This window comes from Acidovorax delafieldii (genome assembly GCF_007993815.1).
Lineage (GTDB): Bacteria > Pseudomonadota > Gammaproteobacteria > Burkholderiales > Burkholderiaceae_C > Acidovorax > Acidovorax delafieldii.
Map to the genome: position 1 here is coordinate 207,551 of NZ_VJWE01000018.1, position 24,773 is coordinate 232,323.

The 24,773-nt window shown below is 66.2% G+C and carries 20 protein-coding genes; 7 read left to right on the forward strand and 13 right to left on the reverse strand.

The features are described from left to right. Positions 1-9 precede the first annotated feature (9 nt). The 5 genes from urtE to urtA all read right to left on the reverse strand — a co-directional run bounded on the left by urtE (position 10) and on the right by urtA (position 5,807). Positions 10-702: an urea ABC transporter ATP-binding subunit UrtE gene (gene urtE / locus ATF69_RS21805; RefSeq protein ID WP_056060636.1), complete on the reverse strand. Its 693-nt coding sequence runs from the start codon at positions 700-702 to the stop codon at positions 10-12. A gap of 76 nt (positions 703-778) precedes the next feature. Continuing rightward, a complete protein-coding gene (gene urtD / locus ATF69_RS21810; protein ID WP_056060633.1) occupies positions 779-1,654 on the reverse strand; it encodes an urea ABC transporter ATP-binding protein UrtD in 876 nt (291 codons plus the stop codon). Continuing rightward, positions 1,651-2,790, reverse strand: coding sequence for an urea ABC transporter permease subunit UrtC (gene urtC / locus ATF69_RS21815; RefSeq protein WP_146872260.1), 1,140 nt, complete (start codon positions 2,788-2,790; stop codon positions 1,651-1,653). The genes urtD and urtC overlap by 4 nt, the downstream gene beginning before the upstream one ends. Positions 2,791-2,810: 20 nt before the next feature. Next, complete coding sequence (gene urtB / locus ATF69_RS21820) at positions 2,811-4,391, reverse strand: urea ABC transporter permease subunit UrtB (RefSeq protein ID WP_146872261.1); 1,581 nt, start codon at positions 4,389-4,391, stop codon at positions 2,811-2,813. A 153-nt stretch (positions 4,392-4,544) separates the two neighbouring features. After that, positions 4,545-5,807 carry an urea ABC transporter substrate-binding protein gene (gene urtA, locus ATF69_RS21825; RefSeq protein WP_056641426.1) on the reverse strand — a complete coding sequence of 421 codons (1,263 nt, stop codon included), beginning with the start codon at positions 5,805-5,807 and terminating at the stop codon, positions 4,545-4,547. Between the two features lie 417 nt (positions 5,808-6,224). On the opposite strand from urtA, the gene ATF69_RS21830 reads away from it, so the two are divergent. Continuing rightward, positions 6,225-7,409, forward strand: a complete 1,185-nt coding sequence (locus tag ATF69_RS21830) for an MFS transporter (protein ID WP_108497591.1) — start codon at positions 6,225-6,227, stop codon at positions 7,407-7,409. On the opposite strand, the gene ATF69_RS21835 is transcribed toward ATF69_RS21830, so the two are convergent. Together ATF69_RS21835 and ATF69_RS21840 are read right to left on the reverse strand one after the other, a co-directional pair. Next, entirely contained in the window at positions 7,406-7,744 is a 339-nt protein-coding gene (locus ATF69_RS21835) for a darcynin family protein (RefSeq protein ID WP_056747353.1), read from the reverse strand. The two genes, ATF69_RS21830 and ATF69_RS21835, sit on opposite strands and share 4 nt — an antisense overlap. Positions 7,745-7,798: 54 nt before the next feature. After that, positions 7,799-8,575 (reverse strand): SDR family NAD(P)-dependent oxidoreductase, encoded by a 777-nt coding sequence (locus ATF69_RS21840; protein ID WP_158641503.1) that lies wholly within the window; start codon positions 8,573-8,575, stop codon positions 7,799-7,801. A 125-nt stretch (positions 8,576-8,700) separates the two neighbouring features. Here ATF69_RS21840 and ATF69_RS21845 point away from each other — a divergent pair, with 125 nt between their 5' ends. The 3 genes from ATF69_RS21845 to ATF69_RS21855 all read left to right on the forward strand — a co-directional run bounded on the left by ATF69_RS21845 (position 8,701) and on the right by ATF69_RS21855 (position 12,173). Further along, positions 8,701-9,300: a Crp/Fnr family transcriptional regulator gene (locus tag ATF69_RS21845; protein ID WP_146872263.1), complete on the forward strand. Its 600-nt coding sequence runs from the start codon at positions 8,701-8,703 to the stop codon at positions 9,298-9,300. A gap of 120 nt (positions 9,301-9,420) precedes the next feature. Beyond that, positions 9,421-11,691 carry a xanthine dehydrogenase family protein molybdopterin-binding subunit gene (locus ATF69_RS21850; protein WP_146872264.1) on the forward strand — a complete coding sequence of 757 codons (2,271 nt, stop codon included), beginning with the start codon at positions 9,421-9,423 and terminating at the stop codon, positions 11,689-11,691. A gap of 20 nt (positions 11,692-11,711) precedes the next feature. Then, complete coding sequence (locus tag ATF69_RS21855; RefSeq protein WP_146872265.1) at positions 11,712-12,173, forward strand: (2Fe-2S)-binding protein; 462 nt, start codon at positions 11,712-11,714, stop codon at positions 12,171-12,173. On the opposite strand, the gene ATF69_RS21860 is transcribed toward ATF69_RS21855, so the two are convergent. Together ATF69_RS21860 and ATF69_RS21865 are read right to left on the reverse strand one after the other, a co-directional pair. Further along, positions 12,164-13,219 carry a sensor domain-containing diguanylate cyclase gene (locus tag ATF69_RS21860; RefSeq protein WP_225580894.1) on the reverse strand — a complete coding sequence of 352 codons (1,056 nt, stop codon included), beginning with the start codon at positions 13,217-13,219 and terminating at the stop codon, positions 12,164-12,166. The two genes, ATF69_RS21855 and ATF69_RS21860, sit on opposite strands and share 10 nt — an antisense overlap. Positions 13,220-13,276: 57 nt before the next feature. Further along, positions 13,277-14,461 (reverse strand): S-methyl thiohydantoin desulfurase domain-containing protein, encoded by a 1,185-nt coding sequence (locus ATF69_RS21865; RefSeq protein WP_146872266.1) that lies wholly within the window; start codon positions 14,459-14,461, stop codon positions 13,277-13,279. A gap of 167 nt (positions 14,462-14,628) precedes the next feature. On the opposite strand from ATF69_RS21865, the gene ATF69_RS21870 reads away from it, so the two are divergent. Both ATF69_RS21870 and ATF69_RS21875 read left to right on the forward strand, forming a co-directional pair. Beyond that, complete coding sequence (locus ATF69_RS21870) at positions 14,629-15,315, forward strand: DUF3334 family protein (RefSeq protein WP_056062049.1); 687 nt, start codon at positions 14,629-14,631, stop codon at positions 15,313-15,315. Positions 15,316-15,522: 207 nt separating this feature from the next. Then, positions 15,523-15,849: a hypothetical protein gene (locus ATF69_RS21875; protein ID WP_056060603.1), complete on the forward strand. Its 327-nt coding sequence runs from the start codon at positions 15,523-15,525 to the stop codon at positions 15,847-15,849. Positions 15,850-15,873: 24 nt separating this feature from the next. On the opposite strand, the gene mgtA is transcribed toward ATF69_RS21875, so the two are convergent. The 4 genes from mgtA to ATF69_RS21895 form a co-directional block, all read right to left on the reverse strand. After that, entirely contained in the window at positions 15,874-18,600 is a 2,727-nt protein-coding gene (gene mgtA, locus ATF69_RS21880) for a magnesium-translocating P-type ATPase (RefSeq protein ID WP_146872267.1), read from the reverse strand. Between the two features lie 283 nt (positions 18,601-18,883). Beyond that, positions 18,884-19,129: a hypothetical protein gene (locus ATF69_RS21885; RefSeq protein WP_146872268.1), complete on the reverse strand. Its 246-nt coding sequence runs from the start codon at positions 19,127-19,129 to the stop codon at positions 18,884-18,886. 398 nt (positions 19,130-19,527) lie between these two features. Next, complete coding sequence (locus ATF69_RS21890; protein ID WP_146872269.1) at positions 19,528-20,598, reverse strand: response regulator; 1,071 nt, start codon at positions 20,596-20,598, stop codon at positions 19,528-19,530. Next, positions 20,598-24,236 (reverse strand): hybrid sensor histidine kinase/response regulator, encoded by a 3,639-nt coding sequence (locus ATF69_RS21895; RefSeq protein WP_146872270.1) that lies wholly within the window; start codon positions 24,234-24,236, stop codon positions 20,598-20,600. Before ATF69_RS21895 ends, ATF69_RS21890 begins: the two co-directional genes overlap by 1 nt. A gap of 225 nt (positions 24,237-24,461) precedes the next feature. Between ATF69_RS21895 and ATF69_RS21900 the strand changes: the two genes are divergently transcribed. Beyond that, on the forward strand, positions 24,462-24,764 hold the full coding sequence (locus tag ATF69_RS21900; RefSeq protein WP_015012806.1) for an urease subunit gamma: 303 nt from the start codon (positions 24,462-24,464) through the stop codon (positions 24,762-24,764). Positions 24,765-24,773: the final 9 nt, after the last annotated feature.

Below are 24,773 nucleotides of genomic sequence, written 5' to 3' on the forward strand. Positions count from 1 at the left end.
GGTGCGCTCTTAAATCGCCACGAGGTTGCGAATGCCTTTGGCCTCCATCTCGCTACCTGGCCCGCGGGCAATGACTTCGCCGCGCTCCATCACCAGGTACTCATCGGCCAGTTCCTGCGCAAAGTCGTAGTACTGCTCGCACAGCAAGATGGCCATTTCTCCCTGGTCGGCCAGCATGCGGATCACGCGGCCGATGTCCTTGATGATGCTGGGCTGAATGCCCTCGGTGGGCTCGTCCAGGATGAGCAAACGCGGGCCAGGGGCCAGCGCGCGGGCAATGGCCAGCTGCTGTTGTTGCCCGCCCGACAGGTCACCGCCCCGGCGCTTGAGCATCTGCTTGAGCACAGGGAAGAGTTCGTACAGGTGTGCAGGCACCGGCGTCGATCCGCTTTTGTAGGCCAGGCCCATGCGCAGGTTTTCTTCCACGGTCAGGCGGCCGAAGATTTCGCGGCCTTGCGGCACAAAGCCGATGCCTGCGCGCGCCCGGTCGTAGGGCGTGGCTTTGTCGATGGGTTTGCCGTCGAAGCTGATGCTGCCGCTCTTGATGGGCACCAGCCCCATGAGGCTTTTGAGCAGCGTCGTCTTGCCCACGCCGTTGCGGCCGAGCAGCACAGTGACCTTGCCCGGGGTGGCGGTGAGGCTCACGTCACGCAGGATGTGGGAGCCGCCGTAGTACTGGTTGATGTTCTGGACGGTGAGCATGGTGACTTGGGGTGTTTTTGGCCGCTAGCGCTAGTTCAATATGCGCCGGCAGCTATATTTTTGATAGTGAATACTTTTACCGGCCGAGGTACACCTCGATCACGCGCTCGTCGGCCTGCACCTGGTCGAGCGTGCCTTCGGCCAGCACCGAGCCATCGCACAGCACCGTCACCTTCTCTGAGATGGTGCGGATGAAGCCCATGTCGTGCTCCACCACCATGAGCGAGTGTTTTCCCTTGAGCGTGAGGAACAGCTCCGCAGTGCGGGCGGTTTCTTCATCTGTCATGCCGGCCACGGGTTCGTCCAGCAGCAGCAGCTTGGGGTCCTGCATCAGCAGCATGCCAATCTCCAGCCACTGCTTTTGCCCGTGGCTCAGGTTGCCCGACTGGCGCGTGACGCTGTCGGCCAGGTGAATGGTGTGCAGGATCTCGGCCAGGCGGTCCGACTGTGCGGAGTCGAGCTTGAAGAACATGCTGGACTTCACGCCCTTGTGGGTCTTGAGCGCCAGCTCCAGGTTCTCGAACACGCTGAGCTGCTCGAACACCGTGGGCTTCTGGAACTTGCGGCCGATACCCAGGCTCGCAATCTCGGGCTCGTTGTGGCGTAGCAGGTCGATGGTGGAGCCAAAGAACACCGTGCCTTTGTCGGGCCGGGTCTTGCCGGTGATGATGTCCATCATCGTCGTCTTGCCCGCACCATTGGGGCCAATGATGCAGCGCAGCTCGCCGGGTGCGATGTCCAGGCTCAGGCCGTTGATGGCCTTGAAGCCGTCAAAGCTGACATGCACGTCTTCCAGGTACAGGATGCGGCCGTGGGTCACGTCCACTTCGCCCGGCGTGGCAATGCGCGAGAAGCCTGCAGCGCGGCCACCCGACTCGGTCTGACCCAGTGCGACGGGCGCCAGCGTCTTCTGCAGCCGCCGCGCGCCTTCTTCCATCAGATCGGGCGTCATTGCGCGGCTCCCTTCGTTGTTGTCATTTTTGCCTTGAGCTTCTTGACCAGCCCCACCACACCGTCGGGCAGGAACAGCGTGACCGCAATGAACAGCGCGCCCAGAAAGTACAGCCAGAACTCCGGCGCCGTCACCGTGAGCCAGCTCTTGGCACCGTTGACGATGAACGCCCCCACGATGGGTCCGATGAGTGTGGCGCGCCCGCCCACGGCCGCCCATACGGCGATCTCGATGGAGTTGGCGGCGCTCATCTCGCCGGGGTTGATGATGCCGACCTGGGGCACATACAACGCCCCCGCCACGCCGCACATCATGGCGCTGATGGTCCAGATGGTGAGCTTGTAGGGCAGCGGCGAATAGCCCGAGAACATGACACGGCTCTCGGCATCGCGCACCGCCTGCAGCACGCGGCCAAACTTGCTGCGCACCAGCCAGCGCGCCAGCAGGAAGAAGCCCAGCAGCGACAACCCCGTCAGCACAAACAGCGTCATGCGCATGTTCTGCGTGGCAATGGGCGTACCCAGGATGCGCTTGAAGTCGGTAAAGCCGTTGTTGCCGCCAAAGCCGGTTTCGTTGCGGAAGAACAGCAGCATGGCCGCATACGTCATGGCCTGGGTGATGATGGAGAAGTACACCCCCTTGATGCGCGAGCGGAAGGCGAAGTAGCCGAACACAAACGCGATCACGCCCGGCACGGCCACGATGAGGATCAGCGTGGCGATGAAGCTGTCGGACAGCGCCCAGTGCCAGGGCAGTTCTTTCCAGTCAAGGAACACCATGAAGTCCGGCAGGTCGCTCTTGTAGTTGCCGTCGCGGCCGATCTGGCGCATGAGGTACATGCCCATGACATAGCCGCCGAGCGCAAAGAACAGGCCATGACCCAGGCTCAGGATGCCGGTGTAGCCCCAGATCAGGTCCATGGCCAGCGCACAGATGGCGTAGCACATGATCTTGCCGAGCAGCGCCACGGCGTAGTCCGACAGGTGGAACATGCTGCTTGCGGGCACCCAGAGGTTGAGCACGGGGGCCACGGCGCACACCACGATGAGCGCCACGATAAAGGCCGACCAGCCACCGCGCGTGAGCAGCGGCGCCGGTGCGGGCAGTTGGATGTTGGGAGAGGTTGGCGTAGTCATGATCAGTCGTCTCTGGTGCTTCAGTCGGCCGTACGCCCTTTGACCGCGAAGATGCCCTGGGGCCGCTTCTGGATGAAGATGATGATGAACACCAGCACCGCAATCTTGGCCAGTACCGCGCCCGCCCAGCCTTCGAGGAACTTGTTCAGGATGCCCAGGCCCAGCGCGGCATACACCGTGCCCGCCAGCTGGCCCACGCCGCCCAGCACCACCACCATGAAGGCATCGACGATGTAGCTCTGCCCCAGGTCCGGCCCCACGTTGCCCACCTGGCTCAGCGCGCAACCCGCCAGGCCCGCAATGCCCGAGCCCAGCGCAAAGGCCATGGTGTCGATGCGCGCCGTGTTCACGCCCATGCAAGAGGCAATGGGGCGGTTTTGCGTCACACCACGCACGAACAGGCCCAGGCGCGTGCGGCCGATCAGGTAGCCCATGCCCAGCAGAACGGCGATGGCAAAGCCGATGATGACGAGGCGGTTGTAGGGCAGCGTAAGGTTGGAGAGCACCTGCACGCCACCGCTCATCCACGCGGGGTTTTCCACACCCACGTTCTGCGCGCCAAAAATCGTGCGCACCAGTTGCATCAGCACCAGGCTGATGCCCCAGGTGGCCAGCAGCGTCTCCAGGGGGCGGCCGTACAGAAAGCGCAGCACGCCGCGCTCCAGCACCGCACCCACGGCTGCCGAGGCGCCAAAGGCCAGGGGCAGCGCAGCGACCAGGTACCAGTCGAACGCACCCGGAAAATACTTCTGGAAGATGCCCTGCACCACATAGGTGGCGTAGGCGCCAATCATCATCAGCTCGCCGTGGGCCATGTTGATCACGCCCATCAGGCCGTAGGTGATGGCCAGGCCCAAGGCGACGAGCAGCAGGATGGAGCCCAGGCTGATGCCCGAGAACGCGGCGCCCAGGCGCTCGCCCCAGGCGAGCTGGCCTTCCATGGCGCGCAGTGCGGCCTGCAGTGCGGCCTTGACCTTGGCGTCTTCTTCGATGGTGACGCGTTCGTTGAGCAGCAGCCGCGTATCAGGTGTGGCGCTGAGCGACAGTGCCTGGGCGGCCGCGATGCGTTGTGCGGGGTCGTCGCTGCCCAGCAGCGTGGCGGCACGCGCCAGCTCCAGCTGGGTCTTGATCTTGTCGTTGGTCTCCTGCGCCAGTGCCTTGTCGAGCAGGGGCAGACGGCCTGCATCCGGCTCCTTGGCCAGCGCCTTGGCAGCGGCCATGCGCTGGGTTTCGTCCTTGCCAAACAGCGCCAGGCCCGCCAGGGCCGTGTCGATCTCGCCGCGCATGCGGTTGTTGTTGATGATGTCTTCGGCATCGGCGGGCACAGGGACCTCGGCGCCAGTGACAGGGTCGATGCCCTTGTCATCGCGCACGATCAGCGCCTTGCCATCGGCCACCTTCACCGCGTCGTCGGCCAGCGCCTGCAAGAAGGCGGCGGTGCGTTCGCTGGGCTCCACCACGGCCTGCTGCACGGCGGCCACACGGTCGTCGGTGTCACCAGCGGCCATGGCCAGGGCCTGCTCGGCGGTGAGTGCTTGTGCCTGCGCAGTTGCGTAGAGCAAGAGGCAGACAATGAGGCGAGATACGAAAGAGAAATTCATGGAGGGGCCAGTCGGTCAATATGCAAAGGCCCATGCAGAGGGCAGGGCCTAGACCAGGGCCCCCGCGCAAGGGCCGCCCCGCCGCGCTGGGGGCGTCCCCCTCCCACGCGCAGCGTGAGAGAGGGGGAAGCGGCGTAGCCGCTCAGGGGGAGATCACTTCTTCTCAGGTTCGTCTTTTTTCTTGTCGTTGCCTTCGATGTAAGGAGACCATGGCTTGGCCTTCACGGGGCCGGGGGTCTTCCACACCACGTTGAACTGGCCGTCGGCCTTGATCTCGCCGATGAACACGCTCTTGTGCAGGTGGTGGTTCTTCTCGTCCATCTTGGAGACGATGCCCGACGGTGCCTTGAAGGTCTGGCCGGCCATGGCGGCAATCACCTTGTCCACATCGGTGCTCTTGGCCTTCTCGACAGCCTGCTTCCACATGTTGATGCCGATGTAGGTGGCTTCCATCGGGTCGTTGGTGAGCGGCTTGTCCTTGTGGCCGGCAATGCCCTTGGCCTTGGCGTAGTCGCTCCACTTCTTGATGAACTCGGTGTTGGCCGGGCTCTTGATGGACTGGAAGTAGTTCCAGGCGGCCAAGTGCCCCACCAGCGGCTTGGTGTCCACACCGCGCAGCTCTTCCTCGCCCACCGAGAAGGCGACCACGGGCACGTCCTTGGCCTTCAGGCCCGCGTTGCCCAGTTCCTTGTAGAAGGGCACGTTGGAGTCACCGTTGATGGTGGAGACCACGGCCGTCTTGCCGCCCTGGCTGAACTTCTTGATGTCGGCCACGATGGTCTGGTAGTCGGAGTGGCCAAACGGGGTGTACTTCTCGTCGATGTCGCTGTCCTTCACGCCCTTGCTCTTGAGGTAGGCGCGCAGGATCTTGTTGGTGGTGCGGGGGTAGACGTAGTCGGTGCCCAGCAGCACCCAGCGCTTGGCGCTGCCGCCGTCCTTGCTCATCAGGTAGTCCACTGCGGGGATGGCCTGCTGGTTGGGCGCGGCGCCGGTGTAGAACACGTTCTTGGACAGCTCTTCACCTTCGTACTGCACGGGGTAGAACAGCAGGCCGTTCATTTCTTCCACGACCGGCAACACCGACTTGCGCGACACCGAGGTCCAGCAGCCGAAGATGACCGAGACCTTGTCCTGGCCCAGCAGCTGCTTGGTCTTTTCGGCGAACAGGGGCCAGTTGGAGGCTGGGTCCACCACCACGGGTTCGAGCTTCTTGCCCAGCACGCCGCCCTTGGCGTTGATCTCGTCGATCGCCATGAGCACGGTGTCTTTCAGCACGGTCTCAGAGATGGCCATGGTGCCCGACAGGCTGTGCAGGATGCCGACCTTGATCGTGTCCTGGGCGTGGGCTGGCAGCGCAGACAGGCCAGCGAGCGTAGCGACGGCCGCGAGGGCCTTGAGGGAATAACGACGTTGCATGTGTGCTTCTCCGGTGGTGGTTTCAATCAGGAAATCAATCAAACCGCTTCGCCCGGTGGGCCCCGATGTGGAGCCCCTGTGGATCGGGCGATGGAATGGATTCTGGAGAGCGGGGCCGGTTGGCGAAATACGCCGGGTGGCGTACAAGCCCCGCTGAGAGCCCGCATCACAAGGGGGCCGTTGCGAGGCGACTCACCCCCCCCCCGATGCACGCCACAGGCGCACAAGGGCAAGGATGGCATTCACTATGAAAACAATAGCTGTCACGGCATGTACCACTAGCGCTACCAGCCCATTTCATGCAAAAACCTTGGCCTGCAAAGGTTGTGGGGCCTCCGTAGAATCCAAGGGTTTTCCCTAGTTTTGCGCGCCTGGGCCCATCGGCTCTGGTGCCGCTTTCTTGTCCCTCTGCGCTCCATGAACCTCCCCCTGCTGGCCCTGGCCATTGCCGCTTTTGGCATTGGCACCACCGAATTCGTGATCCTGGGGCTGCTGCCCGAAGTGGCAGGTGACCTGTCCGTCTCCATCCCCGCCGCCGGCATGCTGGTGTCGGCCTACGCACTGGGCGTGGCTGTGGGTGGACCGCTGCTGGCGGTGGCCACCGCGCGCTGGCCGCGCAAGACCACGCTGACCTGGCTGATGGTGCTGTTCATCGTGGGCAATGTGGGTTGCGCGCTGGCCCCCAGCTATGCGTGGCTGATGGTGGCGCGCGTGGTCACCTCGTTCTGCCACGCCGCGTTTTTTGGCATTGGCGCCGTGGTGGCCGCCAGCGTGGTGGAGCCCCACAAGCGCGCCCAGGCCATGGCGCTGATGTTCACCGGGCTCACGCTCGCCAACGTGCTGGGCGTGCCGCTGGGCACGCTGCTGGGCCAGCACCTGGGCTGGCGCTCCACCTTCTGGGCGGTGGTGGTGATTGGGGTGCTGGCCGTGGCCGCCGTGGTGCGCTGGGTGCCACACCTGCGCCACCAGATCAGCGGCAGCGCGCTGGGCGAGTTCCGCGTGCTGCGCATTCGCCAGGTGTGGCTGGCGCTGGCGGTGAGCGTGCTCGCATCCACCAGCATGTTCACGCTGTTCACCTACATCACGCCCATCCTGCGCGACGTGACCGGTGTCTCCCCCCAGAACGTGAGCGGCGTGCTGCTGCTGTGCGGCGTGGGCCTGACCATTGGCAACCTGCTGGGCGGCCGCCTGGCAGACTGGAAGCTGCTGCCCTCGCTGATGGGCATCTTTGCCGTGCTGGCGGGGGTGCTGGCAGCGTTTTCGTTCACCAGCGTGTGGCTGTGGCCTGCCGTCATCACCGTGGTGGTGTGGGGCATGGTGTCGTTCGCGGCGGGCACGCCGCTGCAGGCGCGGGTGGTGTCGCAGGCGGGCGACGCGCCCAGCCTGGCGTCCACGCTCAACATCGGCGCATTCAACCTCGGCAATGCCATTGGTGCCTGGCTGGGGGGCGCGGTCATCACGGCCGGGTGGTCGCTGCAGACCATTCCGCTGGTGGCGGCCGCCGTCACGCTGAGTGCGCTGGCGCTCACGGCCTACATTGCCTGGCTGGACCGGCAGCCCACGCACAAGGCTCCGGCGCTGGCCGACTGCAAGGCAGCCTAAGCCGTTTCGGCGCGCTCGAACGCCACATAGCCGTCTTCGATGGCAGGCAGGATCTGCAGCACCTCGAAATACGGCACGGTGAGCAGGGGGGAATCGCGCAGCCGCTCCATGAAGTCGTAGTGCTTGAGCGGGTCATCGGTTTCCACCAGCATCAGGTCGCTGCAGGGCGCTGCGAAGGCCTCGGCATCGAAGTGGCGCAGGCGCAGGGCTCCCTGGTAGCGGGGCAGCAGGTCATGCAGGTGCGCCTCACCCAACTCACGCCTTTGCTCACGGGGCAAACGCAGCCACTCGGGCAGTGCACGCAGGTGGATGAAGAAGGCATAACGGGTTGCCATGGGGTGATCTCCTGGGGTCGATGAGAAGACAGGTGTTGAGCCAGCAGGCTTGGATCAAGCCGTGCGCAGCAGGCGGGCCAGCAGCCCGGGTGCCCAGCGCTGCAAGTGCCAGGCCGCGCGCGCCTTGCCGATGCGGATGTCGGCGTGCCCCGCCATCAGGCCGCGGACCAGTGCCTGTGCAGCGACATCGGCAGGGATCTTGCCGCGCCCTCGGCCCCGGGTCATGGGCGTGTCCACCAGCGGCATCACAGCGTGAACCACCCGCACTGGGCTGCCTTGCATCTGCACCCGCAGCGCCTGGGTGAACAGGTCCAGCCCGGCCTTGGTGGCGCTGTAAACCGCCGCCGTGCGCTTGGGGCAAGAGCCCAGCACCGACCCGACATTGACCACCCATGCGCGCTGCTGGGCCTGCAAATGGGGCAGCAACGCACGCGTCAGCGCCATCGGCGCCAGCAGGTTGATCCCGACCTCCGCGCGCATGTCCTGTGCCCTGTAGCCGGCATCGTCCACCCGCAGGTCGTGCTGGACGCCTGCGTTGTTCACCAGCGCGCCAATATCGGGATAGCGCAGCAGCCACTTCGCCGCCAGGCCGTCCATCTCTTCGATGCGGGACAGGTCGGCCACCCAGGGCTCGATCAGTCCATGGACATCTGCCAGCGCCTGCAGCGGCTCGGCCTGCCGTGCCACGGCCAGCACGGGTACGCCGCACCGTGCCAGCTCCAGGGCCAGCGCCCGGCCAATGCCCGAGCTGGCGCCGGTGACGATGGTGCGTGGCAAGGGGCCTGCGGACGTGGCTTGGCGTGCGGTGGTGGGGGTGAGAGCGTGTGACATGGGCCGCACTCTAGGCATGGCGTCGTCCGTCGTCATCAACCCAGGTTAATTGGCGAACGAAGGAGGCTCTCACCCTCAGGCGCGGCGGAAACTTCGCCACGCTGCCACGCGGCATACTGCGCGCCATGGCCCCCATCCCGCACCCCGCCTTCTGGTCGCTCCTCACACAGGCGGCGGGCACGCAGGCCCTGCCCGACTGGGCCACGGCAGAGCGCGCCATCACCACGCACGCGGTACAGACAGGCGGCACGGTCTTTCTGCAGGGGGTGCAGCACCCGTATGTTTACGCTGTTCAAGCAGGCTTGTTCAAGCTGAGCTACCTGCAGGATGACGGCACGGAATGGATCAAGTCGTTTGCCGAAGAAGGACGCTTTTTTGCCAGCGTGTCCGCCCTGCAGCCGGGCGGCCGCACGGCCTTCATGGTGACGGCCATCGAGTCCGCCACCCTGGAGCGCATCGACCACGGCGTGCTGCTCGCGCTGGCCGAACGCCACCTGCCCTGGGCAAAGGCGCTGTACCAGCTGACCCTGGTGTACGCCGCGCGCAAGGAGGCGCGTGAGCGCGAACTGCTCACCCTCACCCCCGAGGGCCGCTACCGTGCCTTCCTGGCATCACACCCCAACCTGGCGCTGCGCATCCCGCAAAAAGACCTAGCCCGCCACCTGGGATTGACGCCCGTCGGGCTCAACCGCATTGCCGTGCGCGTGCGGCGCAGCGTCACATAGCCGACATTCGCCGGCAGCGCAGCGCTGCGCAGTGGCGCTAGGATGGCCCCCTGCCCTTGCCACGCGGTGATTGCCATCGAAGGCGCCGGCGTGCACTTTCTCAACCGCTCAGGACAACCCATGGTGAAACGACGCACAGTGCTTCTCGGTGGCGCCGCAACAGCCGGCGCGCTGGTCATCGGCTGGGGCGTGGTGCCCCCGCGCCAGCGGCTGCACACCGCGCAGCCCCTGCCCCAGGGCACAGGCCAGGTGGCTCTGAATGGCTGGCTCAAGGTAGCCGCCGACAACACAGTGACGGTGATGATGGCCAAGTCCGAAATGGGCCAGGGCGCGCACACCGGGCTGGCCGCCATCCTGGCGGAAGAGCTGGACGCCGACTGGGCCCAGGTGCGGCTGGAGATGGCGCCCATCGACGACATCTACAACAACCTGGCCACGGTGGTGGACGGCCTGCCGTTCCACCCCGACAACGACGGCTCCATCAAGGCCGTGGCGGGCTGGCTGACCGCCAAGACCATGCGCGAAGTGGGCGTGATGATGACGGGCGGCTCCAGCAGCATCAAGGACCTGTGGCGCCCCATGCGCGAGGCCGGTGCCCACGCGCGCGCCATGCTCATCAATGCAGCCGCCGTGCAGTGGAAGGTGCAGGCCGCCGAATGCAAGGCCAGCGCTGGCGTGGTGGAACACGCGGCAGGCCAGCGCGCCACGTTTGGCGAGCTGGCCGCACTGGCGGCGCAGCAGCCGCCACCGGGCAAGGTGCCCCTCAAGGCGCCTGCTGAATTCAAGCTGATCGGCAAGCCGCTCACCCGCATCGAGGCGCCCTCCAAGCTCGACGGCAGTGCGGTGTTTGGCATCGATGTCCACCCGCCCGGCCTGCTGTACGCCAGCGTGGCGATGTGCCCCACGCGGGGCGGCAAAGTGGTCCAGTTCGATGGCGCAGCCGCGCAAAAAATGCCCGGGGTGAAGCAGGTGCTGGCCGTAGCGCCGTACCACGGCGGCACTGGCGGCGTGGCCGTGATTGCCGACACGCCCTGGCACGCCAAGAAGGCCGCCGCCGCAGTCACCGTGCAGTGGGACCATGGCCCCGCCGCCACGCTGTCGAGCGCCGCCGTCATGACCCAGCTGACCCAGGCGCTGGACCAGGCCCAGGGCTTTGGCTACCACAGCGTGGGCGATGTGGAGCAGGCCCTGCAAGGCGCTGCAACCACCCTCACTGCCGACTACCGCGCGCCTTACCTGGCCCACGCCACCATGGAGCCCATCAACTGCACCGTACAGTTCAGGGATGGCGCGGCCAGCGTGTGGACATCCACCCAGGTACCGGGCCTGGCGCGCATGGCGGCCGCCAAGGCCCTGGGCATCGACGACACCAAGGTGACCGTGCACCAGCTGCTGCTGGGCGGTGGCTTTGGCCGGCGGCTGGAGGTGGACTATGTGGCCCAAGCCGCCGCCATTGCCAAGGCCGCGGGCGGCGCGCCGGTGCAGACGCTGTGGTCCCGCGAGCAGGACATGCAGCACGACTTCTACCGCCCCGCCTGCGTGGCCCGGTTCAAGGCCGGGCTGGACGCACAGGGCCAGCTGGTGGCCTGGCACAACGTGTCGGCAGGCCAGGCCATCGTGCCGCAGGTGCTGGCCCGCACCTTTGGCCTGCCGGGCGCCGGGCCGGACAAGACCGCATCCGAAGGCGCGTTCGACCAGCCCTACGAGTGGCCCCACGCACGCATTGCCCACGAGATCATCGACCTGCCGCTGCCCGTGGGCTTCTGGCGCTCGGTGGGGCATTCGCACCAGGCGTTCTTCAAAGAGAGTTTTGTGGACGAAGCAGCCCACGCCGCCAAGAAGGACCCGGTGGCCTTTCGCGCCGCGCTGCTGCAAAAACACCCGCGCCACCTGAAGGTCCTGCAAAAGGCGGCCGAGCTGGCGGGCTGGGGCCAGCCCTTGCCGCCGGATGCGTCGGGCGTGCAACGGGCGCGCGGCGTGGCGCTGCACCAGTCGTTCGGCTCCATCGTCGCGCAGGTGGCCGAGGTGTCGGTGGGTGCCGACAAGGCCATCCGCGTGCACCGCGTGGTGTGCGTGGTCGACTGCGGCGCGGCCATCAACCCCAACCTCATTGCCCAGCAGATGGAAAGCGCCGTGGTCTTTGGCCTCACCGCTGCGCTATGGGGCGAAGTGACGATCAAAGACGGCCAGGTGCAGCAGAGCAACCTGCACGACTACCCGCTGCTGCGCATGGCCGACTGCCCCCGCGTGGAAACCCACATCATCGCCAGCGCCGAGCCCCCCGAGGGCGTGGGCGAGCCCGGTATGCCGGCCATTGCACCCGCCGTAGCCAATGCCTTGTTTGCCCTCACCGGCCAGCGCCTGCGCGCGCTGCCGCTCAAGCTCAGCTGACCCGACGCACCGGAGCCCCCATGACCACCACCATCAACCTCAACGGCAAACCCGTCGCTGTCAACGCCGAACCCGACACGCCCCTGCTGTGGGTGCTGCGCGGCGAACTGCAGATGAACGGTACCAAATTTGGCTGCGGCATGGCGCTGTGTGGCGCCTGCACGGTGCACCTGAACGGCGAGCCGGTGCGCGCCTGCATCACGCCCCTGTCGGCCGTGGGCAGCGCCCAGGTCACCACCATCGAGGGCCTGCAGGGTCCCGAAGCCTCTGCACTGCGCACCGCATGGACCGCGGTGGATGTGGCGCAGTGCGGCTACTGCCAGAGCGGGCAGCTGATGTCGGCCTGTGCCCTGCTGAAGAAAACGCCGCAGCCTACCGATGCCGACATCGACGCCGCCATGTCGGGCAATGCCTGCCGCTGTGGCACCTACCCGCGCATCCGGGCGGCGATCCACCAGGCTGCGCGCGGGCCTCAGGGCTGAGAGATCCCCCCTCCCAGGTCGAGCGAAACCTGCTCGACCACGCCCCCTTTTTCGGGTGGCATGTCGGCGCAGTACACGGCATTGCGCCCTGTGCCCTTGGCTTGGTAGAGGGCCTGGTCGGCACGGTTCACCAGCTCTTCAAAATTCATCCCCGAGCCCTTGTACAGGGTGGCTACGCCAATGCTCACGGTGACGGCCACCTCCTGCCCTTCGTCGCCCACGCACACCAGCAAGGACTCGACCTCGCGGCGCAGCGACTCTGCCACTTGCAACGCGCTCGCGCTGTCGGTCTCGGGCAGCACGATGACAAACTCCTCGCCCCCAAACCGCGCGACGATGTCCACACCGCTGCGCTTGTGCCCAGCACACACCTGGGCCACGGCACAGATCACGCGGTCGCCCGCCAGGTGGCCGTACAGGTCGTTGACGGTCTTGAACAGGTCGATGTCTGCCACCAGCACGGACATCGGGTGCCCAAAACGCTCCGTGCGCTTGTATTCCTTGGCACCCAGCTCCATCAGCGTGCGGCGGTTGGACAGGCCCGTGAGCGAGTCGTTGGCGGCCAGCCGCTCCAGCGTGGCGTTGAGCTGCTGCAGCAGGCGGTTCTGCTCGGTGAGCTGCTGGTTGATCTGGGCGATCTCGGTCTCGCGGCACTTGCGGTCGTGGATGTTGAACGTGACGCCGATCAAGCGCTTGCCGGGCGTCTCGCTGTGGCCGTCCATGATGCGGCCATAGTTGGCAAACCAGATCCACTCGCCACTCTTGGAGCGCAGCCGGAACTCACACCGGTACTGCGGCGTGACGCCCGTCAGGTGGTCGGCCACGGCCTTGCGCACGGTGTCGATGTCGTCGGGGTGGAACAGGCCGTAGATGTCCTGCACGCCCGAGACGATTTCATCCTCGGAGAACCCCAGCTCTTCAAACGTCTTGGTCGCCTTGCGCGTGACGTTGCCGGTGATGAGGTCGTTCTCCCACAGGTCGAGCCCGGCGGCCTCCAGGGCCAGCTCCAGCCGCTCCTTGTTCAGGTCCGCCTCACCCATGGCCATGACCACCTTTTTTCACAGCGTTCCGTTTCTCTCGTGCGTCGGTGCGGGCTGCAGGGTTCAGCCGGGCGGCATGCCACCCGCGTAACCGATATTGCGCAGCAGCGCGGCAAACGATGCCACGACACCAGGGGTGTTGTAGAGCTGGGGCGCAGTCTGCACCGCAATCACGCTCACCTGGTTGCCGGTGCTGCGGCCCGTTGTGGCATCGAAATACTGGGCCAGGTCGTCGCTCGCGTTCGAGAAACCGCGCCCCGTGCTCTCGGAGTAGTAGCAGATCGAGTCGGGCGCAATGATGTCGGGGGGGGTGCTGGCCGCCGAATACATGATCAGGTTCTCGTTGAGGTTGTAGAGGTAATGTGTCTCGGTGCTCTGGGCCGGGTCGGGTGCATTGTCCAGCCGGATGATGCCCGAGTCCAGCGACGCGCTGGACGTGGACTGGCTGACCGAGGTGATGAAAAAGTTGGTGACCACGGCGCGCGCGGCACGGCCGGTGAGGTTCTGGATGCCCGCCGCCACGGCCTGGGTGCTGAGCGGTGCGACCGCCTGCAAGAGCTGCAGGCCCAGCTGGCGTGCCTGCTCCAGCGTGCCCGGAATGTAGCTGCCCGACAACGCGAACTGGTTGCCTGCGTTGGAGGGCCACATCGCAATGCCCGAGTACCCGCCAAAACCGCCCACCACCCCGCCCGCCAGCGACTCGATGCCCGACGCTGTGCCGGAGCCCAGCACCGCGTACTCCGCCGCCACGAGCGTGGACGCATCGCTGGCCAGCACGGCGGGACTGGGCGCTGGCCCGGAAGGGGCGGTGAAGGTGGTCTGGGGCAGCTCAGGCACGGCACGGCCTGCGCCATCGCCGTTCACCACCCAGATGCTGCCGCCCGACATGGCCGCGCCAATCAACGGCACCAGCGAATTGATGGGCCCGATCTCCACCGGGATGAAGGCGCCTGGCTGCATGCCGGTGTACGCCTGCATCACGGCCACGGTGTTGCTGATGGAGTTTTGCACCGCCGTGAGGGTGAGGTTGTCGGCCGCGTCGGGCGAGCCCATGATGGCCAGCACACAGGCATTGGTGGCGCCGTCGTAGTCCTGCACCTGCACCGTGCCCGTGTAGCCTTGGTCTGCCAGCTGCTGCACGATGGCGCAGGCGTCTTGGTAACTGCCACCACCGCCGCTGGCCAGCACGGCCGCCCCGGTGGCGATCGCCTGGAAATCGGTCAGGCCATAGAAATAGACATTGCCCATCGGGCCCCCCTCTCTTATTTGGATGAAAAGCACGATATCCGAGCCCCGTCGAAAGTCAATGACCGGGATACCACGGGGGGATCGGCACCACGGCAGGGCCTGCACTCTGGTTTACGGCGGCATCATCGCCTATGCTGTGCACCAAGTTGTTTTCCGCTACCCCCACCATGAGCACCCCCGAAAAATCCCCCGTTTACGGTACCGAAGACCTTTTGATCAGCCTGTGCAACTCCGTCACCCGCGTGCTGGGCGTGGCTACACACAGCCAGATCCACTATTCCGGCATGGTGCAGCGCATCAGCAAGACCTGCCTGAAACCCGACATTGGCTGCTTTGTGCTGTTTGACGGCGGCTTCTCGGGGTTGGTGATCATCAATTTCTCAGGCCAGGCGGCGATGGAGCTGTACGCCAACTACCTGCTGAACATGGGCATGTCCAAGGATGACCTGGTCAGCTCTTACACCTCCGACGAGGTCAGCAACGTGATGGGCGAGCTGATGAACCAGGTGGTGGGCGACTTCACCGGCAAGGTGCGCCGCGAGCTGCAGACCCACATCACACAAAACCAGCCCAAGATGCTGGTGCTGAACAAGCAGGTGCAGCTGTCGGTGGACGCCAACCTCGACAAGCCCGAGGCCCGGCGCGTGACCTTCTACACCAGCAACAACAACATCTTCTACCTGGAACTCGCCATCGACCGCACCGAGTTCATCAAGCTCTACGACTTTGAAGCGCAGGAAGCTCCCGACCCGGACGCGCTGATGGCCCAGTCGCAAGAAGCACCGCCCGTGCCCGCCCCACCGCCAGCCGGCCAGGACGACACGGATGCGCTGCTCAAGTCGCTGGGGATGTAGAAACACTACAAAAAAGATAGCTGCCAGCGCATGAAACACTAGCGCTTGCAGCCACTTTTTCTCAAATATGCGCCCGAAGTGCCTGCGGCGCTCCTCCGGCCAGCCCAGCGGGCCCGTCCTACAAACGCCGTCACGAAGTACTGACGATGCTTCCCGGTCACAGGCCTAAGCTGAAAAACCCAGCTGTTGATCGGAAAGGAGCCCCCAATGCCACGTGCAGCCTGGAGCGCCAAACGCGAGCGCCAGTACGAACACATCAAGGACAGCCTGCTGGAACGCGGTGAGAGCGAAAGCACCGCCGAAGAGATTGCCGCGCGCACCGTGAACAAGGAGCGCGCGCAACATGGCGAAGCCCGCACGGCCAACCCCAAGACCCTGAAAGCCACGCCGGCCCCTGTGCGCGGCGGCAAAAACTCACACCGCGGCCCGCAGGGCCGCACGCGCGAGCAGTTGTACGAGGACGCCAAGCGAGAGAACATCCGGGGTCGCTCCCGGATGAACAAGCAGCAACTGGAGCAGGCGCTGGCGCGCTGACCCGGGCCCGCGCCAGGCGCCCGCTCACTGCCAGCCGTAGCGCCGCACGTACCAGCGCTTCATCACGGTCGTCAGCAGCACGTAGCCCGCCAGAATGCCCACCAGCCACGGAAAGTAAGCCAGCGGCAGCGCCTGCAGCTTGAAGTGCCCGGCCAGCGGCCCCATGGGGATGAAGATGCCCACCGCCATGATGAGCACCGTGGCTGCAAGCAGCGGCACCGAGGCCACGCTTTGCACAAAGGGCAGCTTGGGCGTGCGGATCATGTGCACGATCAGCGTCTGCGTGAGCAGCCCCACCACGAACCAGCCCGACTGGAACAGCGTCTGCGCCTCGACGTTGTTGGCACCAAACACGTGCCACATGACGGCGAAGGTGGTGATGTCGAACACCGAGCTGATGGGCCCGAAGAACACCATGAAGCGGCCGATGTCGCTGGGGTTCCACTTCAACGGGTTGCGGATGAGCTCCTCGTCCACGTTGTCAAACGGGATGGCGATCTGCGACAGGTCGTACAGCAGGTTCTGCACCAGCAGGTGCAGCGGCAGCATGGGCAGGAAGGGTAGGAACGCGCTGGCCACCAGCACCGAGAACACATTGCCGAAGTTGGAGCTGGCCGTCATGCGGATGTACTTGAGCATGTTGCTGAAGGTCTTGCGGCCTTCCATCACGCCCTCTTCCAGCACCATCAGGCTTTTCTCCAGCAGGATGATGTCGGCCGCCTCCTTGGCAATGTCCACCGCGCTGTCCACGCTGATGCCGATGTCGGCCGCACGCAGCGCGGGGGCGTCGTTGATGCCGTCACCCATGAAGCCCACCACATGGCCGCCCGCGCGCAGCGCGCGCACCAGCCGCTCCTTGTGCAGTGGCGAGAGCTTGGCAAACACGTTGTGGGTGTCGGCTGCGCGCGCCAAGGTGGCGTCGTCCATGGCGTCCACGTCCTTGCCCAGCAACACGCCCTGCACCGCCAGGCCCACCTCGCGGCAGACCTTGAGCGTCACCAGCTCGTTGTCGCCGGTCAGCACCTTCACGGCCACACCGTGCGCGGCCAGCGCCTTGAGCGCAGGGGCGGTGGATTCCTTCGGTGGGTCCAGAAACGCCACGTAGCCGATCAGCGTGAGGCCCGATTCATCGGCCACGCTGTACACCGTCTGCTGGGGCGGCGTCTCCTTCATGGCCACGGCGACCACGCGCAGGCCCTCGTTGTTCAGACCGCGCGTCACCTCCAGCACCCGTGCGCGCAGGGTGGCGTCCAGCGGCAGGTCTTGCGCGCCGGTGTCTTCCACCACACGGACATGGGTGCACACGTCCAGCATCTCCTCCACCGCACCCTTGCAGATGAGCTCGTGGTGGTCGTTGCGCTCGCTGACGATGACCGACATGCGCCGGCGCACGAAGTCGAACGGCACCTCATCGACCTTGCGGTAGTCCTGCGCCAGGCGCAGGTCGGTCTGCAGCTCCACATGCTCCAGCACGGCGTGGTCCAGCAGGTTCTTCAGGCCGCTCTGGTAGTGGCTGTTGAGGTAGGCAAAGGCCAGCACCTCGTCACTGTTGTGGCCAAACACGTCGGTGTGGCGCTCCAGAAAGATCTTGTCCTGTGTGAGCGTGCCGGTCTTGTCGGTGCACAGCACGTCCATGGCGCCAAAGTTCTGGATCGCGTCCAGCCGCTTGACCACCACCTTCTTGCGCGACAGCAGCACGGCGCCCTTGGCCAGCGTGCTGGTCACGATCATGGGCAGCATCTCGGGCGTGAGGCCCACGGCCACCGACAGCGCAAACAGAAACGCCTCCAGCCAGTCGCCCTTGGTAAAGCCGTTGACCACCAGCACGATGGGCACCATGACCAGCGCAAAGCGGATCAGCAGCCAGCTCACGCTGTTGACGCCTGCCTGGAACGCGGTGGGCGTGCGGTCGGTGGCCGTGACGCGGGTGGCCAACGTGCCAAAGTAGGTGTGGTTGCCCGTGGCCACCACCAGCGCCGTGGCCGAGCCCGAGACCACGTTGGTGCCCATGAACAGCAGGTTGGTGGCGTCCAGCGCACTCGTGCCGGGCTGGCTGCGCTCGGCAAATTTTTCGACCGGCAGCGATTCGCCCGTCATGGCCGACTGGCTCACGAACAGGTCCTTGGCCGTGAGCACGCGGCAGTCCGACGGGATCATGTCGCCCGCCGACAGCACGATGTGGTCGCCCGGCACCAGCTGGTGGATGGGCAGTTCGCGCGGCGTGGCTGCGGCCTCCGCGCCGCTGCGGCGCAGCACCGTGGCGGTGTTGCTGACCAGCGACTTGAGGCGCTCGGCCGCGCGGTTGGAGCGGCCCTCCTGCACAAACCGCAGCAGCGTGGAGAGCACCACCATGGCCAGAATCACGACGGTGGCCTCGTGGTCCTCGGTGAGGTACGAGATCAGTGCCAGCACCGTGAGCAGCACGTTGAACGGATTCTTGTAGCAGTGCCACAGGTGCAGCCAGGCGGGCAGCGGCTTTTCGTGCTCCACCTCGTTGGGGCCGTGCTGGGCCAGGGCGGCGGCGGCCTGGGCGTCACTCAGACCCGCAGGGTCGGACTGCAGGCGCTCGATCAGTGGGGGCAGGTCATCGCTGGCGGCGCGCTGCAGCTCGCGGCTGAGCAGGTCGGGCGAGGTGGCGGGGGTGGGCGCGCGGCCCAGGGTCAGCGTGTCCAGGATCAGCCGCCGCGCAAAGTGGCGCGTCACATGGCGGGTGTGCAGAAAGCGATCGAACAGGTGGTGCAGGAAGCTCATGGCGGTCTCCCTAGCAGCAAGCGCTGACGGCGTTGCGCGTCACGGGCAGCGGTGCCGTGTGCGCAGAAATGTTGATGAAACGGAACATGGTGAGTCACTCCTTCTGGCCAGCACCGGCCAGAGGCGTGAGGCTCACGCCGTCACGCGAGCCATCGCCCCGGGCCCTGGGCCTGGTATGCAAAGTTCAATGGGGATGTGGTGTGGGGCGGCGCTTCGGAGCGCCTGCGCGGGTCTGGGTCCATGGGGCCTCCTGGGTAGTGGTTGCAATACAGGCTGGGCCGGCTTAAAGCGGCCGCGCCCGGCGGCGCAATGCCCGCGCAGGCGGCTGGCCATGCAGGTAGCAGCGAATGCGGTGCGTGGGCCACAACGTGGTGCCGTCAAGTTCGGCCACGGCTTGCAGGCTGTCAGCGGCCCCATGGGCAGGGCCCTGTGCGCCTGAAGGCAGCAATGCAGCATGCTCGGCGCGTTCAGCGCCAGGCGCCACCGCACGCTGGAAAAGGCGGGGCAGATCCACAACAAAAAAACGCATGGCCGTTGTCCTTGGCAGGCAGGGCGGAGCACGCAGACGCAGATGGGCGCCAGGGGGCACCGTCACAGCAGGCGGGACATGCCCCAGCCAAAGGGGCGCGGCCCGTGCAGACGGCACAGATGCAGCAAAGCGGCAAGACGGTAAAGCCACCCACACCGCCATGGCCGACGGGGGCGCACGGGGTACAACAGGGGCTGGGAGAGACGGGGCCGGAGCTTGCACAAGGCAATCCACGGCCCAGGAGCGGGCGTCAGGAGGCCTGGCAGGCAGCAGCCGTCACGGCTTGCTGGGGTTCACTGCAACAACTGGCACTTTCCACGCTGGGGCTCCGGAAATGAAGGTGCGCGATTATTGCGCTGCAACATGACGAGGTCAATGCGTTTTTTTGGTCCCGACGGTCACCCTTCAAACTGGGGATGCAACTGCCGGATGCGGTTCATGGCCATGGCCGCTGCAGCAGTGCGTGTTTCCACCCCCAGCTTGGCAAACACACGCTCCAGGTGCTTCTTGACGGTGGCAGGGCTGGCGCCCAGGATGTCGCCGATGTCGCGGTTGATCTTTCCCTTGACCACCCAGTACAGCACCTCGGCCTCGCGCGCGGTGAGCTTGAAGGACAGGCTCATGGATTCGATGATCTTGGCATCCGACACCTCGCGCATCACGATGAGCCAGTCGCCGCCCCCGGCGCTGTCGCCAGCCTGCTGGTGCAGGCGGAAGGTCAGCCTGCGGGCACCCTGCTCCACCGCAAGGCGCGGGGGCTCGGCCAGCGAAGCGGCCAGCAGCTCGGCCGCGTTGTCGGCCAGCACATGGCGACGCAGCCAGGCCTGCACCGGCTCGGGCGCCCATTGGCCGAAGGCGGTGGGCGCGCCGTCCGGGCCCACTTCACCAAAGTAACTTTGCAGCAGCTCGCGCGCCAGCGGGGTCTGCCACACGATGCGGCCGTCCACCGCGCGCACGGTGATGCTGGCGTAGCCGAAGGCATCCAGCGCGTTGCGCGCCTCGCGGGCCTGGCGCGCGTCCTGCCGGGCCTTGCGGGCAGAGCCCAGGTGCACCCCCATGCGCGCCATCACCTCGCGCGGCTTGATGGGCTTAGTGACGTAGTCCACGCCGCCCGCCTCCAGCGCGGCGACCAAGTGTTCGGTCTCGGTCAGGCCGGTCATGAAGATGATGGGAATGTGTGCCGTGACGGGCGATGCCTTCAAGCGCCGGGCCACTTCAAAGCCGTCCACGCCGGGCATCATCGCGTCCAGCAACACGATGTCGGGCAGGGCCTGCGCGGCGCGCTGCAAGGCGGCCTCGCCATGCGTGGCCACCAGCACGGTGTAGCCCGACTCATCGAGCGCGTCGTGCAAGACGGCCAGGTTGTCCGGCACGTCGTCCACGATCAGCACCACATCGCTGTCGGTGCGGTCCAGCGCGGCACCCGGCGCGCCCGGGGCCTGGAAGGAAGGTGGGTTAGCGGTGGTCATCACGAGGGTGCCTGTTCCAGGATCTGGCCCATGGCATCGAACTGGAACTGCTTGGCCAGCTGCCGCATGGTGTCCACAAAAGCGCTGTGCGCGGGCTGGCTGCGTTCAATGTCATCCAGGGTGTTGAGAATGCCCCGGTAGTAGCCCAAAGACACTGCCTGCGCCAAAGCCGCCAGCGCAGTGGTATCGGGGTATGTGAGGGGTGCGGGCGCCGCAGAGGCCGCTGTGGGCGCTGGCCCGGTGGGGGCCTCGGCAGCCTCGTCGTATTGCCATTGCAGGCCCAGGCGGCGCTCCAGCCAGTCCAGCAGCTCGCTGTGGCGCACGGGCTTGACGATGAAGTCTTCGGGGCTGATCTCCACGTCATTATCGAGCGCCTTGTCGAAGGCATTGGCGGAGACGATGGCACATTGCACGTCCGGCAACCGCATCTGCCGCACACGTCGCAGCGTCTCCCAGCCGTCGATGCCCGGCATGGCCAGGTCCATGAAGATGGCATGCGGCCGGTAGCCCGTGGCCAGCAGGTCCAGCGCGTCGTGGCCGCTGGCCGCCTGGCGCAGCTCAAAGCCCAAGGGTTCCAGCAGTTGCAGCAGCAGTTCGCGGTCGGGCTCCTCGTTGTCCACCACCAGGATGCGGCGGCGCTCGCCAACATACCCCCTGCGGGCGCGCTGGGCTTGCACCGCCACGGGCGCCGCCGCCTTGCCCAGCACATCCCCATGCACCTCGGGCAGGAACAGCTTGACGTGGAACACCGAGCCTACGCCCGGCGTGCTGCTCACCGTCAGCTCGCCGCCCATGAGCGCGGTGAGCATCTTGGCAATGGTCAGGCCCAGGCCTGCGCCCGGCGCGGCCGTGGTGCTGCCGCCGCCCGAGCCGCCGCGTGCAAAGGGCTCGAAGATGCGCTCGATCTCCTCGGCCGTGAGGCCCGGCCCCGTGTCCTGCACCTCGATGCGTGCCATCTCGCGCGCATGGCGCACGCGCAGCGTGACAGTGCCGTGCGCCGTGAACTTGACGGCGTTGCCCAGCAGGTTGATGAGGATCTGGCGCAGCCGCTTGTCATCGGCACGCACCACTTCCGGAATCACGCCTTGCACATCAAACGTGAACGCCAGGCCCTTGGCGGCAGCTTGCAGTTCGAACAGGCTGGCCATCTCGTGCAGCCCGTCGGCAAAGCGCATGGGCGCCACGTCGAGCGTGAGCTTTCCCGACTCGATGCGCGCGATGTCGAGCGTGCCTTCGATGAGCGACAACAAATGCTCGCCGCCACGGCGGATCACATGCACCGCCTGCTTGCGGTGCGGCGGCACGCCCGCGTCTTCGCCCATGAGCTGGGCATAGCCCAGGATGGAGTTGAGCGGCGTGCGGATCTCGTGGCTGATGGCGCTGATGTAGCGGCTCTTGGCCTGGTTGGCCTGGTCGGCCGCGCGCTGGGCCGCCTCGGCCACCTGGCGCGCCTGCTCGGCCACGCTGCGCGCTGTCTGCAGCGCCTCGTCGGTCTGGCGGTGCAACTCGATCTCGCGCACCAAGAGGCCGGTTTGGCGATTGGATTCCTCCTGCGCCACCTGGCGGCTCTTGTGCGCCAGCACCAGCCACCAGGCAACGATGCCCGAGATGACCAGCAGCGCGAGATACGCCTTGAGCAGACCCGAGCGCAGCGCCACTTCGGGTGCAGCCATCACCTCGGTGTCCGTGGCCGCCTGGGCGATGGTGTTGAGCTCCTGGTGGTACAGCAGGCCCATAACCGAGGCCAGCAGCGGCGCAATCACCAGCATCAGCAGCAAAAAGTGCCCCAGGCCCGTGTCCAGGTACCGCCACATGGCGCGCGGCAGCACCCAGCGCAAGGCGGCCGACCACTGCACCGCCATGCTCGCGTGGGGCTTGCACAGGTCGCCGCAGCGCGCATCCAGCGTGCAGCACAGCGAGCAGATGGCGCCCCGGTACGCGGGGCACTGCGCCATGTCGGGCGCTTCGTACTCGCGCTCGCAGATCACGCAGCGCTGCACGGTGGTGCGCCGGTAGCTGCCCACCTCTGCGCCCAGCCCCCCTTCGGCATTGCGGCGCAGCGGGCCATGCAGGGGCACCGCCATCACGTCGGCCAGCGCAACGGGCTCGGACTGGCGCGCAATGTAGTAGCGCCCCCCGGTGGCCCAGGCAATGAGCGGCGCGGTGACAAAGGCCACCGCCATCGCAATCACCGCCGAAAACGCCTGCGGCAGCGGGCCGAACAGCCCCAGGTGCGCGCTGATGGACAGGATGGACGCCAGCGCCATCGAACCCACGCCCACCGGGTTGATGTCGTACAGATGCGCGCGCTTGAACTCGATGCCCTTGGGCGACAGGCCCAGCGGCTTGTTGATGACGAGGTCGGCCACCACGGACATGATCCAGGCGATGGCAATGTTGGAGTACAGCCCCAGCACCTCGCCCATGGCGCGGAACACGTTCATCTCCATCAGCATGAAGGCAATCAGCGTGTTGAACACCACCCACACCACCCGCCCCGGGTGGCTGTGCGTGAGGCGCGAGAAGAAGTTGGACCACGCCAGCGAGCCTGCGTAGGCGTTGGTCACGTTGATCTTGAGCTGCGAGACCACCACAAACAAGGCCGTGGCCGCCACCGCCCAGCCGTAGTTGGGGAACACATATTCATAGGCGGCCAGGTACATCTGGTTCGGGTCCACCGCCCGGTCGGCGGGGACCATGTGGGTGAGCGCCAGATAGGCGAGCAGCGCGCCGCCCAGCATCTTGAGAACCCCCAGCACCACCCAGCCCGGCCCGCCCACCAGCACCCCCAGCCACCAGCGCCCGCGCGTGGCAGGCGTGCGGGCGGGCATGAAGCGCAGGTAGTCAGCCTGCTCCCCCATCTGGGTGATGAGTGCAATGCCCACCGTGAGCGCCGCACCAAACAAGGGCAGTTGGAACGTGGCGCCGCGCATCAATTCACCACCGTAGTGCACAACCCCGGAAAACGCACCAGGATCGCGCACCAGCACGTAGGCAAACGGCACCACCAGCATCACCAGCCACAGCGGCTGCGTCCACACCTGCAGGCGGCTGATGGCTGACACACCGTGGGTGACCAGCGGAATCACCACAATGGCGCAGATGAGGTAGCCCCAGGTGGGCGGGATGTCGAGTGCCAGCTCCAGCGCATAGGCCATGACGGCGGCTTCGAGCGCGAAGAAGATGAAAGTGAAGCTGGCGTAGATCAGCGAGGTGAGCGTGGAGCCGATGTAGCCAAAGCCCGCGCCGCGCGTGAGCAGGTCCATGTCCACCCCATAGCGCGCCGCATACACGCTGATGGGCAGCCCCGCCAGGAAGATGATGAGCCCCGTGGCCACGATGGCCCAGAAGGCATTGATGAAGCCGTACTGCACCAGCAGCGTGGCGCCCACGGCCTCCAGGATCAGGAACGAGGCCGCACCAAACGCCGTGTTGGCCACCCGCCATTCGGACCATTTGCGAAAGCGCTGGGGGGTGTAGCGCAGCGCGTAGTCCTCCATGGTCTCGGTGGCCACCCAGCTGTTGTAGTCGCGCCGGACCTTCACGACCTGCTGCGGCGCCTGCGCGTCGGCATCCGGCCCCAAGGCTGCTGCCGAGGCCGCGTCGGGCGGTGCAAGGGGGGCGGTGGAAAGGGGCATGGGCAAAGGACGACGGCAGCCCTTGCAAGTGCAGTTTCCATGCCACGATTCGCCTTCACGTCCAGCGCACCTTCGCCCTCTGGCGTATGGCGGGCACGGGGCTTGCTGCCTATGATGAATCCGCTGCCCTTCGGACCGCATGGCCATCGATGACGATTGCCCCGTGTGTCCGGCCTGGACAACCCGCCACACGAGCCCACCCCTCCTTACATTGAGCAGAACGACATGGAACTGACCCCTCGTGAGAAAGACAAGCTGCTGATCTTCACTGCCGCCCTGCTGGCCGAGCGCCGCAAGGCCCGGGGGCTGAAGCTCAACTACCCCGAGGCCGTCGCCCTGATCAGTGCCGCTGTGATGGAAGGCGCGCGCGACGGCAAGACCGTGGCGCAGCTCATGAGCGAAGGCCGCACCGTGCTGACCCGCGCGGACGTGATGGAAGGCATCCCCGAGATGATTCCGGACATCCAGGTGGAGGCCACCTTCCCCGACGGCACCAAGCTCGTCACCGTCCATCAGCCGATCGTCTGACCCCTCCCC

Excerpts from the sequence above, each read along its gene's own strand:
- urtE (WP_056060636.1), bottom strand. The coding sequence starts at position 702 with ATGCTCACCGTCCAGAACATCAACCAGTACTACGGCGGCTCCCACATC.
- urtD (WP_056060633.1), bottom strand. The coding sequence starts at position 1,654 with ATGACGCCCGATCTGATGGAAGAAGGCGCGCGGCGGCTGCAGAAGACG.
- urtC (WP_146872260.1), bottom strand. The coding sequence starts at position 2,790 with ATGACTACGCCAACCTCTCCCAACATCCAACTGCCCGCACCGGCGCCG.
- urtB (WP_146872261.1), bottom strand. The coding sequence starts at position 4,391 with ATGAATTTCTCTTTCGTATCTCGCCTCATTGTCTGCCTCTTGCTCTAC.
- urtA (WP_056641426.1), bottom strand. The coding sequence starts at position 5,807 with ATGCAACGTCGTTATTCCCTCAAGGCCCTCGCGGCCGTCGCTACGCTC.
- ATF69_RS21830 (WP_108497591.1), top strand. The coding sequence starts at position 6,225 with ATGAACCTCCCCCTGCTGGCCCTGGCCATTGCCGCTTTTGGCATTGGC.
- ATF69_RS21835 (WP_056747353.1), bottom strand. The coding sequence starts at position 7,744 with ATGGCAACCCGTTATGCCTTCTTCATCCACCTGCGTGCACTGCCCGAG.
- ATF69_RS21840 (WP_158641503.1), bottom strand. The coding sequence starts at position 8,575 with ATGTCACACGCTCTCACCCCCACCACCGCACGCCAAGCCACGTCCGCA.
- ATF69_RS21845 (WP_146872263.1), top strand. The coding sequence starts at position 8,701 with ATGGCCCCCATCCCGCACCCCGCCTTCTGGTCGCTCCTCACACAGGCG.
- ATF69_RS21850 (WP_146872264.1), top strand. The coding sequence starts at position 9,421 with ATGGTGAAACGACGCACAGTGCTTCTCGGTGGCGCCGCAACAGCCGGC.
- ATF69_RS21855 (WP_146872265.1), top strand. The coding sequence starts at position 11,712 with ATGACCACCACCATCAACCTCAACGGCAAACCCGTCGCTGTCAACGCC.
- ATF69_RS21860 (WP_225580894.1), bottom strand. The coding sequence starts at position 13,219 with ATGGCCATGGGTGAGGCGGACCTGAACAAGGAGCGGCTGGAGCTGGCC.
- ATF69_RS21865 (WP_146872266.1), bottom strand. The coding sequence starts at position 14,461 with ATGGGCAATGTCTATTTCTATGGCCTGACCGATTTCCAGGCGATCGCC.
- ATF69_RS21870 (WP_056062049.1), top strand. The coding sequence starts at position 14,629 with ATGAGCACCCCCGAAAAATCCCCCGTTTACGGTACCGAAGACCTTTTG.
- ATF69_RS21875 (WP_056060603.1), top strand. The coding sequence starts at position 15,523 with ATGCCACGTGCAGCCTGGAGCGCCAAACGCGAGCGCCAGTACGAACAC.
- mgtA (WP_146872267.1), bottom strand. The coding sequence starts at position 18,600 with ATGAGCTTCCTGCACCACCTGTTCGATCGCTTTCTGCACACCCGCCAT.
- ATF69_RS21885 (WP_146872268.1), bottom strand. The coding sequence starts at position 19,129 with ATGCGTTTTTTTGTTGTGGATCTGCCCCGCCTTTTCCAGCGTGCGGTG.
- ATF69_RS21890 (WP_146872269.1), bottom strand. The coding sequence starts at position 20,598 with ATGACCACCGCTAACCCACCTTCCTTCCAGGCCCCGGGCGCGCCGGGT.
- ATF69_RS21895 (WP_146872270.1), bottom strand. The coding sequence starts at position 24,236 with ATGCCCCTTTCCACCGCCCCCCTTGCACCGCCCGACGCGGCCTCGGCA.
- ATF69_RS21900 (WP_015012806.1), top strand. The coding sequence starts at position 24,462 with ATGGAACTGACCCCTCGTGAGAAAGACAAGCTGCTGATCTTCACTGCC.